At 70.1% G+C, this 14,488-nt stretch carries 9 protein-coding genes and 1 pseudogene; 5 read left to right on the forward strand and 5 right to left on the reverse strand.

Annotation, left to right across the window (positions count from 1 at the left end; all coding sequences use genetic code 11):
- Window positions 1-240: 240 nt before the first annotated feature.
- Complete coding sequence (locus tag LIU39_RS35580) at window positions 241-1,863, forward strand: serine/threonine-protein kinase (protein WP_372463911.1); 1,623 nt, start codon at window positions 241-243, stop codon at window positions 1,861-1,863.
- 230 nt (window positions 1,864-2,093) lie between these two features.
- Window positions 2,094-2,894, forward strand: a complete 801-nt coding sequence (locus LIU39_RS15725; RefSeq protein WP_227047337.1) for an SAM-dependent methyltransferase — start codon at window positions 2,094-2,096, stop codon at window positions 2,892-2,894.
- A 620-nt stretch (window positions 2,895-3,514) separates the two neighbouring features.
- On the opposite strand, the pseudogene LIU39_RS15730 reads toward LIU39_RS15725, so the two are convergent.
- The 4 genes and pseudogenes from LIU39_RS15730 to LIU39_RS15745 all read right to left on the reverse strand — a co-directional run.
- Window positions 3,515-4,087, reverse strand: a pseudogene (locus LIU39_RS15730) (TerD family protein); the annotation flags it as partial.
- A 109-nt stretch (window positions 4,088-4,196) separates the two neighbouring features.
- On the reverse strand, window positions 4,197-4,865 hold the full coding sequence (locus LIU39_RS15735) for a lysozyme family protein (RefSeq protein WP_227047338.1): 669 nt from the start codon (window positions 4,863-4,865) through the stop codon (window positions 4,197-4,199).
- Between the two features lie 161 nt (window positions 4,866-5,026).
- Entirely contained in the window at window positions 5,027-6,979 is a 1,953-nt protein-coding gene (locus tag LIU39_RS15740) for a CASTOR/POLLUX-related putative ion channel (RefSeq protein ID WP_227047339.1), read from the reverse strand.
- Window positions 6,980-7,281: 302 nt separating this feature from the next.
- Entirely contained in the window at window positions 7,282-8,043 is a 762-nt protein-coding gene (locus tag LIU39_RS15745; RefSeq protein ID WP_227047340.1) for a sulfite exporter TauE/SafE family protein, read from the reverse strand.
- A gap of 84 nt (window positions 8,044-8,127) precedes the next feature.
- Here LIU39_RS15745 and LIU39_RS15750 point away from each other — a divergent pair, with 84 nt between their 5' ends.
- From LIU39_RS15750 to LIU39_RS15760, 3 genes are all read left to right on the forward strand, one after another.
- Window positions 8,128-9,051: a LysR family transcriptional regulator gene (locus tag LIU39_RS15750; RefSeq protein ID WP_227047341.1), complete on the forward strand. Its 924-nt coding sequence runs from the start codon at window positions 8,128-8,130 to the stop codon at window positions 9,049-9,051.
- Window positions 9,052-9,372: 321 nt separating this feature from the next.
- Window positions 9,373-11,526: an RNA polymerase recycling motor ATPase HelR gene (gene helR, locus LIU39_RS15755; RefSeq protein ID WP_227047342.1), complete on the forward strand. Its 2,154-nt coding sequence runs from the start codon at window positions 9,373-9,375 to the stop codon at window positions 11,524-11,526.
- A 171-nt stretch (window positions 11,527-11,697) separates the two neighbouring features.
- Window positions 11,698-12,438: a DUF6333 family protein gene (locus LIU39_RS15760; protein ID WP_227047343.1), complete on the forward strand. Its 741-nt coding sequence runs from the start codon at window positions 11,698-11,700 to the stop codon at window positions 12,436-12,438.
- A 533-nt stretch (window positions 12,439-12,971) separates the two neighbouring features.
- On the opposite strand, the gene LIU39_RS15770 is transcribed toward LIU39_RS15760, so the two are convergent.
- Complete coding sequence (locus LIU39_RS15770) at window positions 12,972-14,318, reverse strand: NsdA family TPR-like regulatory protein (protein WP_227047344.1); 1,347 nt, start codon at window positions 14,316-14,318, stop codon at window positions 12,972-12,974.
- Window positions 14,319-14,488: the final 170 nt, after the last annotated feature.

The following is a 14,488-nucleotide window of genomic DNA, read 5'->3' on the forward strand; positions in this document are numbered from 1 at the left end:
AGACGTGGCCCAGCCGTTGAGTCCGCGCGGGGAAGCCGGCACCGGTGAGATCACAGGATCCACAAGGACCGCAGGTGGCGAACCCGGCAGGGTTCAGGCGCGCCCCGAAAACCGGCTTCACTCCTGGCAGGGGAGGGCGGGACACCCACCAACCGTGTACGCCCTGGGCTGTCTTCGCGTCCCGGCCCGAGCCATTACATTGCTCGGGTACGCGAGCAGCCGGCCAAGGGGGTAACGACGCTGGACACGGGCAACGGATGCGCGGAGGAAGCCGGGACCGTCGGCCGGGACGGCGAGGGCCGGTCGGTCGCCGGCCGGTACCGGCTCGTCGAGCGGCTGGGCCATGGCGGGATGGGCACGGTCTGGCGGGCTCGCGATGAGATGGTGCACCGGGATGTCGCGGTGAAGGAGCCGCGGATTCCCCACCGCCGCTCCGCATCTCACGGCCAGCGGTTCATCGAGCGGATGCTGCGGGAGGCACGGGCCGTCGCCAGCGTCACCCACCCCAACGTCGTGACACTGCACGACGTCGTCATGCACGAGGGACAGCCCTGGCTCGTCATGGAGTTGGTGCGGGGACGTTCCCTGGCCGACCTGCTGGACGAGGGCACGCTCACCCCGCCGGAGACGGCGAAGATCGGCCTGGCGGTGATCGAGGCGCTGGCCGCGGTGCACGCGGCGGGTGTGCTGCACCGCGACGTCAAGCCCGCCAACGTGCTGCTCGCCGAGGACGGCCGGGTGCTGCTCACCGATTTCGGCATCGCCCACGTCGAGGGCGCCACGCCGCTGACGGAGACCGGCGCGATCATCGGGTCACCGCAGTACATCGCGCCGGAGCGGGTGTCCGGCCTGCGCCCGGATGCCGCATCGGACATGTGGTCACTGGGCGTGCTGCTCTTCTTCACGGTGGAGGGCTGGTCGCCTTTCCGGCGGTCGAGTTCGGTCACGACGATGCTTGCCGTGCGCGACGAGAGCCCGCCGCCCCCGACGCGAGCCGGGGCGCTGACCCCCCTGATCACCGCACTGCTGCACAAGGACCCTGCGGCGCGTCCGGACGTCGCACGGATCCGGGAAGAACTCCGCGTGGTGGCGGACGCGCAGACGCCGGTCCCGGAACAGACCGGCGGGCGGCCGCCGATACCGGGCGTCGCCGCCTCCACCACGGGGATCTCCCGTGCCGTGGCCGTGTCCCGGCCGTGGTACCGCACCGTACGGGCACGGGTGATCACAGCCGTGGCAGGAACGGCGGTGCTCGCGGCACTGGTCCTGGCGAACACCCTGCCGTCCGACGCCCCGCCCCACGTGCCGGCCGCAATGCCCGCGCACTGGCAGACGGTCCACGCCAGCGCGGTGCAGGTCACCTTGCCCGCGCCAACCGGGTACCAGCGCGGAACGCCCAACGACACCATCAACCCCGCGGTCCAGTACCAGTCGCCGGACTTCGACACCACGTCCGTAGGGGAGAAGCCATCGAGCGGACTCCGGTTCAAGATCCAGGTCTACCGGAATCCGCACACCTCAGACACCACACCCGGCGAAGGCTCGGACAACGACCTCACCGGCTTCTACCACGCCGACGGCCGCGCTCTCCTCCACTACACACTCAACAACCACGCCGCATTCGGCGGCCGGCCTGCCTCCACGCTCGACGCCCACTACTACGACCGAGGCGACGAGGCGGCAGGAACTCTCAGCCGCGGACTCCAACTCAAGGTCATCACCAAGGACTCCGAGGTCGAGTACTCCCTCTACGTCTGGGTGAGAGGCCCCAAGAAGGCCGTCGAGGGGGACGCACCCATGGCTTTCTACAACAAGATCGTCGCCGGACTGCGGATGCCCGACATCCCAGGGGGCCGGTCCTGACGGGCCGGACAAGCGATAGCGCTCGGAAAGCGGTTGCTCCAGCCCCTGGCCGTCGGCCGCCCCGTGGTCATCCCTCCGGCACCACCGATCACGGCAACAAGTATTCTCCTCCTCACACGTGCCGGCCGCGTCCGGGGACAGAAGAAACCGCGGCCGTGCGGTCCTGAGAGGGCGAGGGGCGACCCGCGCCCGGGAACACACGAGTGGCACCAGCGAACGGAGCGCTTCCCATGGCCGAACGCGGCACCCCCGCCGAGGAGATCGACACCAGCAGGCCGCATCCGGCCCGCATGTACGACTTCTTCCTGGGCGGCAAGGACAATTACGAGATCGACCGGATCGCGGCTCACCGCATCATGGAGACCGCCCCCGAGGTGCTCGTGAGCGTCAGGGAGAACCGCGCCTTCATGCAGCGTGCGGTCCGCTTCCTGGTCGGCAACGGCATCCGGCAGATCCTCGACATCGGCACGGGACTGCCCACTTCGCCGAATGTCCACGAGGTCGCGCACGAGATCTCGTCCGATGTCCGGGTGGCCTACGTCGACAACGACCCCATCGTGAATGTGCACGCCAACGCGCTGATGTCCGGCAGGGGTGTCGGCAACACCAGCATCGTCATGGCCGATCTGCACGATCCGCAGGCCATCATCGACCACCCCGACGTCCGCAAGGTGATCGACTTCGACCAGCCGGTGGGACTGTCCCTCGTCGCCATCGCGCACTTCATCGCCGACGCCCAAGACCCCTGGGGCATCGTGGCCACCCTGCGCGACGCGCTGCCGGCCGGCAGCTATCTCATGCTCTCGCACACCGCCAACGACATCTACCGCGACCGTACCGACGCCGAGGCCGTCTACAACAGCTCCACCGCCGCCCTGAAGCTGCGCAGTCACGCCGAGATCCTGCGTTTCTTCGACGGCTTCGACCTCTTGGAACCCGGTCTGGTGCAGGTCCCCTTCTGGCGTCCTGACGGGCCGCTGCCGGGCGACGCCCGCGGCGTCGGCTACTACGGCGGGGTCGGCCGGCTCTGACCGGCCGCCTGCGCGGCGCCAGTTGCGGCCGGGACGATCAGCGGGGAGCGAGGGCCGAACGCCCGGCCTGCCGAGGTGGGGGCCACGGCCGGGCGTCGGATACCTGATCAGTCCTCGTAGTAGTTGTTGACGACCACGTCGGGCTCGTCGTCGTCGAACGCCTCGTTGAGCAGCGCGCCGCCGACCAGACCGGCCGCGCCGGCCCCGATGAGCGCGCCCGTGCCGAAGCGGCGCCCCTGCTGCTGGCCCTGCTGCTGCGGGTAGTCCTGCTGCATCGGCTGCGGGTAGCCCGGCTGTGCCGGCTGCGGGTACCCCGCCTGGGGCGCGGTGTAGTACGGCGGCGGCGTGGTCTGCACACGCTGGGCGCAGCCTCCGCACGCCTGGATCTGACGCGGTACACCCCACTGCGGGGACCACATCACGGGCGCCGTTCCGGGGCCGTGTTGGGGGTCGAAGAAGCACGTCATGGGGGAACTCCCTGTCGGTTGCTGTGATGTGGCGGCGGAGCCCTGCCCGGACATCTCCCAGCCGTTGACGGTCCCCGCTACCGGCGGAGCGGGGGGCTCGGGGGGCGAGGCGGGAACCGGGGGCTGGGCCGCGGCGGGCGGATCGGCACGCAGGACGTCGACGCCGAAGTCCTGCGCGATGCCTGCGAGTCCGGATGCGTAGCCCTGGCCGACGGCGCGGAACTTCCAGTCCGAGCCGTGGCGGTACAGCTCACCGAAGACCATCGCGGTCTCGGTGGCGGCGTCGCCCCGCAGGTCGTAGCGGGCGATTTCGGTGCCGCTGGTCCGGTCGACCACGCGGATGTGGGCACTGCGGACCTGGCCGAAGTTCTGGCCGCGCTGCTCGGCCTCGTAGAGGGAGACCGGGAAGACGATCTTTGCCACCTCGGAGGGAACTGCGCCGAGTTCGACGTGGATCTGCTCGTCGTCCCCGCCGCTTCCGCCGTTCGGTTCGCTCCCCGAGTGCCGCACCGAACCGTCGGGGCTGCGGAGGTTGTTGAAGAAAACGAAGTGCTGGTCGGAAAGGACCTTTCCGTACTGGTCACACAGCAGCGCACTGGCGTCCAGATCGAAACCGGCCCCGCCGACGGCTCCCACCTGCCAGCCCAGCCCGACGCTCACCGCGGTCAGGCCGGGGGCCTGTTTGCCCAGCGACACATTGCCGCCCTTGGTCAGGGCCACACCCATCTGCTTCCTCCACAACTGTCCTGGCTTCCGGCGTCCTTCGGCTTCAACGCGGCGGAAATCTCCATGGTTCCTGGCTTGCGCAAAGCCTAAATTATGCCCGTGCCGCGGATCAGCGGGCGACGGCTCTCCCGGCGCCGCCCCAATTCTCGTGCAGACGGTCCAGATACGAGCGGGCCTGCCCTCCGGGTGTCACGCCACGCGCGAAGGCCAGCATGTTGCCCACCCCTGTGTTATAGCCCAACGCCAGCAAGTCCTGGCGCGAGTACGAGGCGGGCCACCGCGCGGGCAACTGCCGCGCCAGGTCGTGCAGATGCCAGGCAGCCGCCTCAACGGCCAGGCCCCGGTCATCGGGCAGCTCGTCCCACCGCCGGCCGGCGAAATCCCGTCCCCGCCGGGCCTCGTCGAAGGCGGCGCGGTGCATGTTCGCGATGCCGAATGCCGCATCGGGCTTGTAGCGCTGCCAGGCGCGCTCCAGGTCCGGGTCGTGCGGCTTGTACGCCTCGCAGTACAGGATCGCCATCAGCAACTGCGGCTCGATGCCGGCCTTCGCGGCGTACTTACGGACCTGCGGGCCGTAGTCGGCAGGGTCGTAGGACGAGGAGGGTTCGGGGGTGCCGTGGTTGCCGGCACCGGGCGGGGCGGAGGAGGAGGCGGTGGGTGCCGGCGTATGGGGCGCGACGGGATGCTGTGGGGTGTGATCCGTGTGGGCCACGGCCCAGACGGCCAGGGCGCAGGCCGGCACAGCGAGCCAGCGCCACCGCCCCCGCGATTCAGCCATATGCCGCTCTCCTCCGCATACGCCCCTCCCACGCCTCGGCTTTGATTCCATGATTGCGCAATGGATGAATTATGGCCCAGCACGAACCACCGCCGCATTGCCGCGTGCAGGACGGGCGCAGGAACGCTGCACCGGCTCCGGCGAGCGACCGTCCCGATCCGCTACGGGCGCGCGGACGCGTCCGCCGTGCCGCTGCCCGCTTCGTGCCCCTCTCTGGCTCTCGGCAGCTGCACGGCCACGCCACTGTCCTCGGCGAGCACCACGATGGCGTCGCCCTCCCCCAGTGACAACGGCGCGGTCTTGGAAGGGTTGAGGAAGACTCCGTACGCCGGAGGTTCGTCACTCTGCCGTGCGATCCGGTAGCCGATGGCCGTCTCTCCCCGCTGCCTGGCCGCCTCGACGACGGTCGCGAAATTCGCCGTTGTGCCCGGCGTGAGATAGCTGGAGGCGGGCTTGAGGTAGATCTCCGATCCCGCCGGATCGAAGAGGTCGGTGAAGACGGCGTACAGGTTGCGGTCCTCGACCAGTTGGGTCAGCAGGAGGCTGATCACCTTGGTGCTGACGATGAAGTCGTCCGCTTTGGTGACCTGGGCGATCTCACGGTTGGCGTCGCTGTTCATCTCGGTGACGATCGAATACGGGGTGCCGGACCGGATCGCGATGTCCCGCAGGTGCAGGAGCGTCACCAGGGTGTGGTCGTCGGCCCGTTCGGAGTCGATGTCGTCGTCGGTCAGCACGATGATGTGGCGGTAGCCCTCCAGGCCCAGCGACTCCAGCGAGGGCCGGAGGGTCGGCTTGCAGGGCTTATAGCCCACCGTGAGGTTCTCCAGGTGCTCCTGGAAGGCATCCTCGGGCTGTCGGGAGGCCGCGATGTCGAGCAGCGAACCGGGCTCCACCAGGCGGTCGAGCAGCCTGATGATTTTGGGCGCACGCGAGTTCCAGCCGATCACGAGCGTGCGGTCCGGTACCGGCAGCGTGCCGGGGGACGAGGTGATCGCCGACTCGATGACGGGGGGCCGGGTGTCCGACAGCGTGATGAGGAGGTCGTCCTCGGCGACCACCAGCACTTCGTCACCGGCGGCGATGACCGTATCCATCGGGGGGTTGACCAGAACCTCCCCGCTGCTCCTGCGCAAGCCGGCCGGAATGCCGAGATCGAATCTGTTGAGTGCTTCCCCGTACGTGGTGCCGGTCAGCGCGGTCGCGGTGCAGGGGTAGAACTCGTTGCCGACGAAGCTGAGCAGTTCGTTGAAGACGGTGGACAGGCCGGACTGCCGGTGCGACTGGACGATCAGGCGTACGGCGATGTCGTCGGCGTCGATCACCAGAGCGGTCTCACCCGCCGCCAGCCGGGCCGCCGCCGTATTGGCCGAACTCTGCACGGCCGCCACGACATGCGGGCGCGCGCCCTGCCACCGGCGGCTGTTGAGGAGCAGCAGCACCTTGATGACGTCGGTGTCGCTGTCGTCCCCGACGGGAGGCAACACCATGATGGACTTGGCCGCGTCCAGGCTCACCAGCTCCAGATCCGCCCGCTGAAGAGGGCTGCCGGACCGGCAGACCACCCGCGTGCGGCCGGTTTCCGGGATCCGCCTGCGGATCTCGCCCTCCATCTCGACCTTGTCCCGGTCGGCGAGGATGACGACACACGAGCGCCGTTCGCTCTGGTTCGCCTCGACCAACTCCGCGATCACCGTGAACACTTGCTCCGACCAGCCCAGCACAATCGTGTGCCCACGCTCGATCAGCCGTGATTTGCCCCGGCGCAACTCCTGGATCCTGGCCTCCAGACCGGTGGTCAGCACACCGATGAGCGCACTGACGATGAAGATCCCGCCGATGGTCACCGTCAGCATCAGGCCCAAAAACAGCGGCCCGCCGGCGTCCCCGCCCATCGTGCCGGGATCGAGCGTGCGCAGCAGGCTCATCCAGGCCACGCCCAGCCAGCCGCCGTTCTTCTCGGTGTCCTCGTCGGTGAGCAGAACCACCAGGCCGGTCACAACGGCGATCAGCACGACCGACGCCAGGCCCAGCCAGCCGATCAGGGCCGGCGTCCCCCGGTCCATCGTCGCGTCGAACCAGTACCGCAATCGGTCCCGCAGTCTCGCACGCACTACAGAAGACCTTCCCTCCGCCACCGGAACCACCGAACCTCGGCGGCGCCGTCATCACTACCGCCCGGAAGATCATTCAACCCTGATGCGCTGCGCCCGGTGCACCGGGCGCACGAGTGGACGCATGCACGAATGCACGAATGCGCGCCCTCATGCCCTACGTATACCTTCTTGGATTCCCTTCAACGGAGCGCGCAGCCCGCGGAGTTGGCACAGCCACTCCCCCGGCCCCGCAGGCCGGGCACCACCTAACGCGGTGGCGCGCCATGTACCCCCGCTACCGGGTCAGTTCGCCGTCCGGGTCAGCCGCGGAGGAAGTACAGGACGGTCGTGGTACCGGCGGACGTCACCAGAAGCCACCGCAGTACCCAGGCGGGGAGGCGGCGGGCGAGGTGGGCGCCGCCGAAGCCGCCCACCGCCGCGCCGACCAGCATCGTGACGAGGATCAGCGGAGAGCCCAGGGCGTCCGACGTGACGAGGAGGAGCACGGTCGCGCTGACGTAGATGGCCGCGAGCTGAGTGACCCGCATCGGGTTGCTGACCGCCGCGTCGAGGCCGAGGCCGACGCTCCACACCGCCAGCATCATGATGCCTACGGCACCGCCGAAGTATCCGCCGTAGACGGCAAGGACGAACTGGCCGATCAGCACGGCCCGCGCGCTCATGCCGACCGGGCGGTCGAGCGCGTTGCTCAGTGCCCGGGAAAGGTGGCGTCCGAAGGCCACGAGCAGCGTGGCGAAGGCCAGCAGCCAGGGCACCGCGGTCTCGAACGACGCCGCGGGCAGCGCCAGCATGAGCCCGGCGCCGACTCCGCTCCCGGCCATGCTGATCAGGGTCAGCGCCTTCGTGGACACCCCGCCCACCGGGGCGAGTTCGCGTCGGCAGACCGATGCGCTGACCACCGCACCGGGCACGAGGGCGATGGTGGCCGACGCGTTCGCCGTGACGGGCGGCAGGCCGGCCGCCACCAGAGCGGGCAGCGCCACGAACTTGCCACCGCCGCCAATGGCGTTCAGCACTCCGGCGCCTGCGCCTGCCAACAGGACGAGCAATATCTCTGACACCCGCCGATGATCGCCCTGTGGCCGGTGGGCCCACAATGCGTAATCGACGTACCTGGCATTAGGCAGTGCCATAGGCTCAGAAGGGTGCGTTACGACTTGGACGACCTGCGGCTCTTCCTCGGCATCGTGGCGGAGGGGTCGATCACGGCGGGCGCTCGCCGGATGCACCTGAGCCTGCCGTCGGCCAGCGCCAGGGTGCGTTCGCTTGAGCACCACGCGGGCGTGGCCCTGCTGATCCGCGGCCGGAGAGGGGTCCGGCCCACCCCGGCGGGGACGGCCCTGGCCCGGCACGCCCGCGACGTCCTGGCCCAGACGGCACGCCTGGAGAGCGCCGTCGCGAGCTACACCCGGCCCCCGGGCGCTCCGCTGACCCTGCTGGGCGGCGGCTCCGCGATGCACCGGCTCGTGCCGCAGGCCCTGGTCTCGTTCCTGCAGGCGCATCCCGATGTCGACGTCACGGTCTCCGAGAGCCGCACTCCGCAGACGGTCAGGACACTGGCCGACGGCGAGGCGGACCTGGGGGTCGTCCTCGACGACGAGGCCCGCGACTGCGGTCTGGTCATGGAACCCCTCGGCGACGACTCTCTCGTGGCGATCGGCCAGGCGGGCGGGATTCTCGCGGGCCGCACCGCGGTGGCCTACAGCGAAGCCGCTGAGCACCCTCTCGTCGGGCTCGATCCCGACTCCTCGCTGCGGCGCTGGATCGAGAGGCATCTCGGCCCGCACACCCCGGCCGTGCGGTACCGCACCAGCGTCGCCGACCTCAACGTCCTCATCGGCCTCGTGGCCGCCGGAGTCGGGCTCGCCGTCGTACCGCGCCGCGCCATCGACCCCAGCCAACCACTCGACGTGTGCGAACTGCAGGAGCCCTGGGCCCGCCGCCGCCACCTCCTCGCCTGGGGCACCAGCGACCGCGCACCGTCGACGGCTACGGAAGCACTCGCCGAACACCTGCGGCAGGCGGCACTGTCACTGCCGACATCCCCTGCGACGGCCCGGCCCGTATAGCGGCCACTCCGGCCCGACTTCGGGGCCACGGCAGACGGGCGGGCGGTGACGGCAAAGAGGAATACCCACTCCTTGCCACTTTCAACTTATAGCGCACAGGGGGGCTTGCGGCAAGGCCCAGGTCCTGGGGCAGAATCGCGGGCCCAGGTCAGAACCTGCAGAAATAGGAGATTCACGAAGTGCGTGCGTTCTTGTCGGTTTATGGGTGGTGCGGTGGCGTCGAACCGGGGGTAGGACGCACGCTGCGGGTGCGGGCATTCGGCACCGGGATGCAGATATGCGCGCGCCCCGCGGCCGCGACCGCGGACCGGAGCCGATGACATGAACCCCCTGACCACCAGCGCGTTCGGCCTCCCCGACCACCTCTCCCCCAAGGCCGACCCGGCGCTGATCGACGGCGACGAGCAGCACTTCGCGGCCCTCGCAGAGAGCCTTGCGCAGACGATCGCCGAACTGTCCGACCGTCTGGATGCGGAGCGCAGGGCGCCCGGCGGCATCGGCCGGCAGGCGATGGACCGGGACGCGGAGATCCACCGGCTGACCGGTCGGCTGCGCGCCTTGCGCCGCTTCGGCCTGGACCTGTGCCTGGGACACATCGTCCGTACGGACAACCCCGAGCCCGTATACATCGGACGCCTCGGCCTCACCGACAGCGCGGGGCGTCGGCTGCTGCTCGACTGGCGCTCCCCCGCGGCCGAGCCGTTCTTCGCGGCGACCCACGCCCACCCGATGGGTCTGGCGAGCCGTCGCAGGTATCGCTGGGCCCGCGGCCGGATCAGCGACTACTGGGACGAAGTGTTCACCGCCGACGGGCTGGAAGGGCACGCCGCGCTCGACGACCAGTCCGCGTTCATCGCGAGTCTGGGCAGCAACCGGTCGTCCCGGATGCGCGATGTGCTCGCCACCATCCAGGCCGACCAGGACGCCGTCATCCGCGCGGGATCCCGCGGCGCTCTCGTCGTCGACGGCGGTCCCGGCACGGGCAAGACGGTCGTCGCTCTGCACCGCGCCGCCCACCTCCTCTACTCCGACCCCCGCCTCGGTCACCGTCGGGGCGGCGTGCTGTTCGTCGGCCCGAGCCGGCCCTACCTGGCCTACGTCGCCGACGTCCTGCCCAGCCTCGGTGAGGAGGGTGTGCAGACCTGCACCCTGCGGGACCTCGTGGCCGAGGGCGCCGGAGCAGCGGGCGAGACCGACCCGAGCGTGGCTCTTCTGAAATCGTCCGCGGACCTGGTGAAGGCGATCGAGCCGGCCGTCGGCATCTACGAGGAGCCGCCCACCGCGGGGATGACGGTTTCGAGCCACTGGTCCGACATCTGGCTGAGCGCCGACGACTGGGCAGCGGCGTTCGAGGCAGTGGAACCCGGTACTCCGCACAACGAGGCGCGTGACCAGATCCGGGAGGAACTGCTCACGATCCTGAGGGACAAGGACGACAGTGACGCCCCGCCCGACCTGCTCCGGAGGTCGCTGCTGCAGGACCGGGAGTTGATCAGGACCCTCAACCGCGCGTGGCCGATGCTCGAAGCGAGTGACCTCGTCGGAGATCTGTGGTCGGTGCCCGCCTACCTGCGCAAGTGCGCTCCCCGGCTCGGCCCCGACGACGTTCGCACGCTGCAGCGTGAGGACGCCCAGGCATGGACGGTGTCGGACCTGCCGCTCCTGGACGCGGCACGGCAGCGGCTCGGCGACCCGGAGGCGTCGGCACGCAAGCGCCGGCACGCAGCCTCCGTCGCCTCCGAACGGGCGCGCAGGGCCGACGTCATCGATGGCCTGCTGCAGAACGTCCTGATCGACGAGAGCGAGGGCGCGGTGGGGATGCTGCACGGACAGGACCTGCGGGACACCCTGATCGACGAGAGCGCACTGCCCGGCACCGAACCGGACCTGTTCGCCGGCCCGTTCGCGCACGTCATCGTGGACGAGGCCCAGGAACTGACCGACGCCGAGTGGCAGATGCTGCTGCTCCGCTGCCCGTCCCGGAGCTTCACGATCGTCGGGGACCGCGCCCAGGCCAGGCACGGGTTCACCGAGTCGTGGCAGGAACGCCTTGAGCGGGTCGGGCTCGACCGGGTCAGCGTGGCCTCCCTGGGCATCAACTACCGCACACCGGAAGAGGTCATGACGGAAGCCGAGCTGGTCATCAGGGCCGCGCTCCCGGACGCCAATGTGCCGGTCTCCATCCGCAGCAGTGGCATCCCCGTCGTGCACGGCTCTGTTGCGGATCTGGACTCGGTCCTCGACACCTGGCTCGCTGCGCATGCCGACGGGATCGCCTGCGTCATCGGCGATCCCACATTCCGGGCGACGTCCCGCGTCCGGTCGCTGACCCCGGAGCTGTCGAAGGGCCTTGAGTTCGACCTGGTCGTCCTCGTCGACCCGGAGGCGTTCGGCGAGGACGTGGAAGGAGCGGTCGACCGCTATGTCGCGATGACCCGGGCGACCCAGCAACTCGTCATCCTCACGAGTACCTGACGTCGGCCTGGACAACCTGACGGAGTGGCCCGATTCACGATCACCTGGCAGGAGTTGCCAGGCTTGTCCGATGACTCCTGCCCGGCTCGTGCCGGAGGGGCGAGCACGGTGACGCGGCGTCAAGGGGCAGGTCAGGCACCGATGTCAGTAGTCGCCGCTACGGTGCCTGCCATGACCGACAACTCTTTCTGGACGTGCCCGCCCGAGACCGTCGTCCGGAGTGCGAACTCCGACGAATACACCCTCACCCTCCTGGACCCGCCGCAGCCCGAGAGCACCGCCGAGTTGCCGCCTCACGACCGCGTGCGGGCACGCGCGTTCGCCGAAGCCTTCCCTACGGTCGACGCGGTGCTGGAAGAACTCCCTCCCATGCCCGCGTCCGAGGCTCTGTATGCGGAGACGCTCTCAGACCTGGACCTGATCACGATCGGCTGCTGGGGCCACGTGACCCGCATATCCGATCCGGCCCTCGCCACCTACGACGCCGGCATGACCCCGGTCCTGCATGAGGCCACAGCCCTCCACAAGCGCCACCCCGGTGCCCTGATCGTGGGGTCCGCTGCGCCCGACTTCGGCGAGACGCACACGGAGGACGTGATCTGTCTTCCCGACGGTCCGGCGCTCTCCGCTTCCGGGTTCCCCGCTTACGAAACCCCGTGGCACGTCGACGGCGACCCTCACACCATCCTGGACGCTCTCGGCATCGACCCGGCCGACCTGACCGATGAAGACCGCGAGGACCTCTCCCTGGACGAAGAACCCCACCTCACCAACTGGGGGATGCTGGGAGGACTGGTCCTCGATCACTGCGGCCGCAGGCTCCGAAGCGGGCTGGAGATGTCCGTCTTCCGCGTCCGCCACACCGAGGGATACACCTCGCTGATGGAGGAGATGTGGATGTGGACGCGCTAGGGACGGTCCGGCGGGTCAGGGGTGGAGCCGGAGGCGTGGCAGCTGCGGCCACGGTGCCGGGGAAGACGTGCGCCCTCTCGTTGAAGCGTGTGGCCACGGCCCAGTAGCTCTTCAACTGGCCGATCAGTCGCTTGTCTTCGTTCCTGCGGGGCTGGTGCGCCGGGGCGGAGCTGGTGGGCCTGCCGACCGCTCCCCGTTCGATACGTCGCCCCGTCTCATGCCGAGGCGCCGGGTCGGTGGTGACCTGGCGGTGGGCCCGGGTGGTGCTGCCTGCGCAGGGCACGCCGGTGGCGAGGGCCGGCGAGACGGGCGGCTTCGTGCTTATGGGTGAAGAGTGCGGCAGGAGGGGCGCGTCCGGATGGAAAGCTGGACCGACTGTCCAACTTATTGCGTTATGACCGATCCCGTAGACATGGCAATGGTGCTGCTGGGTGGCTTCCCTGCGGTGCCGGTGGAAGGCAACGGGGAGGAGTGCGGCACAGCGACCATGTGCGGCGACGGCTCCCGGGGCAAGGAGCCGTCCGGCTCCGGGCTCACCGCACGGTCACCCGCAGACACTCCCGGAAGTCCCTGACGTGCGGGTTGCTTTGGTAGGGCACGAAACGGCGGGCGAGGTGAGGCAGCATGCCGTGGGCGGAGCCCGCGGCCAACTGCCGGTGATGCCGCAGGGCCTGGAAGGAGTGGTCCACCGCCGCGTCGATCTCGTGCAGGGCGAGCAGGGTGTGCGCGAGCTGGGCGTGCAGCAGGGCGCGGGCCTTGTGGTGGTCGACGGGCCGGCAGGCCAGGGAGTTCTCCAGCTCGCCCAGGGCCGACTTGTGCTCGCCCAGGCGCGAGAGCACCTCGGCCCGTTGGTAGCGCAGGGCGGTCTCCGGATAGCTGGTGAAGGGGCCTTCCGGGCCCGTGGCACGCGCCAGGTGCTTCTCGGCGGTGAGCAGGTCCGCAGCCGCCTCGCGGTGCCGGCCGGCACCGGCCCGGACGACCGCGCGCCCGGTGTGCAGGAAGGCACGGACGGCGTGGGGCACCGCGGCCCCGGCGAGATCGACGGCTCCCTCGGCAAGGACGACGGCCCGGTGGTGATCGCCGAGTTGGTGCGCCTGCACGCTCAGGCAGCGCAGGATGATCGCGTAGGAGCCGGTCTCGCCGGCGGCGTGGGCGAGGTCGAGGGCGACGTCGTAGTAGTGCTGGGCGAGCGCCGGGTGGCCGGTCTCGCCGGTGCGGCCGGCGAGCAGCAGCGTGAGCTGGGCGGCACCGGTGAGCAGGGAGCGGCGGGCCGCGGGGCGGGCCGGTGCGGTCAGCAGCGGCACCACCCCCGTGGCAAGAAACCCGGCCAGCGCCGGACGGCCGTGGGCGCCGCCGTACCGCTCCCCCATGAGGGCGGTGCGGATCGCCACCGCCTCCAGCCGTGCCGGGGCGGCGGCGGACGCCTGGGGGGCGCCCGGGTCGGCCGGAGGAAGTTCCGCGGGCCGGCTGCCCCGCCTGGTGAACGCCGGGGGCGGGGTGGCGCGAACGGCCCGCGCGAGGGCTCCGCGTCGGGTGGGGTCGGCGTCGGCGTGGCAGAGGGCCGCGAGGCGATGAACCGGGTCGCCGCCGCGCAGCACGGCGCTCAACGCGCCGGCGGCAGCGGGGTCGGTGAGCCCGGTGTCCCGGGGGGTGATCCTGCGGCCGAGGCGGTGGCTGAGTACCTGGCCTATCAGGTGGACGACCGGAGGGCGGGGGCGTGCTCCGTTGAGCCAACGGGTCACCGAGATGCGGTCGTAGCGCAGCCGCAGTCCCCTTGTGGTGCCCAGAGCGTTGACGGCTCGGGCGAGGTCGGTGGCGGTCCAGTCGGCCTCGGTCAACAGGGCCGCCAGCATGCGGTTGGGGTGGCGCGGGGGCGTCATGGGCTGTGTTCCTCGCTCACTGGTCAGGCCGGATAGTCTCAGCGAGCACCTGGTGTCACAGCAGCGACTTTCAACACTTTCACGCTTCCCGCTGGGATCAGGCGTTCCACCTCGGCTCGATTCATGGTTCCTTTGGTGCACGGCCCTTGTCTACGGCTGAACGATTCGCA

This window comes from Streptomyces pinistramenti (genome assembly GCF_020564935.1).
In the GTDB taxonomy this organism is placed as follows: domain Bacteria; phylum Actinomycetota; class Actinomycetes; order Streptomycetales; family Streptomycetaceae; genus Streptomyces; species Streptomyces pinistramenti.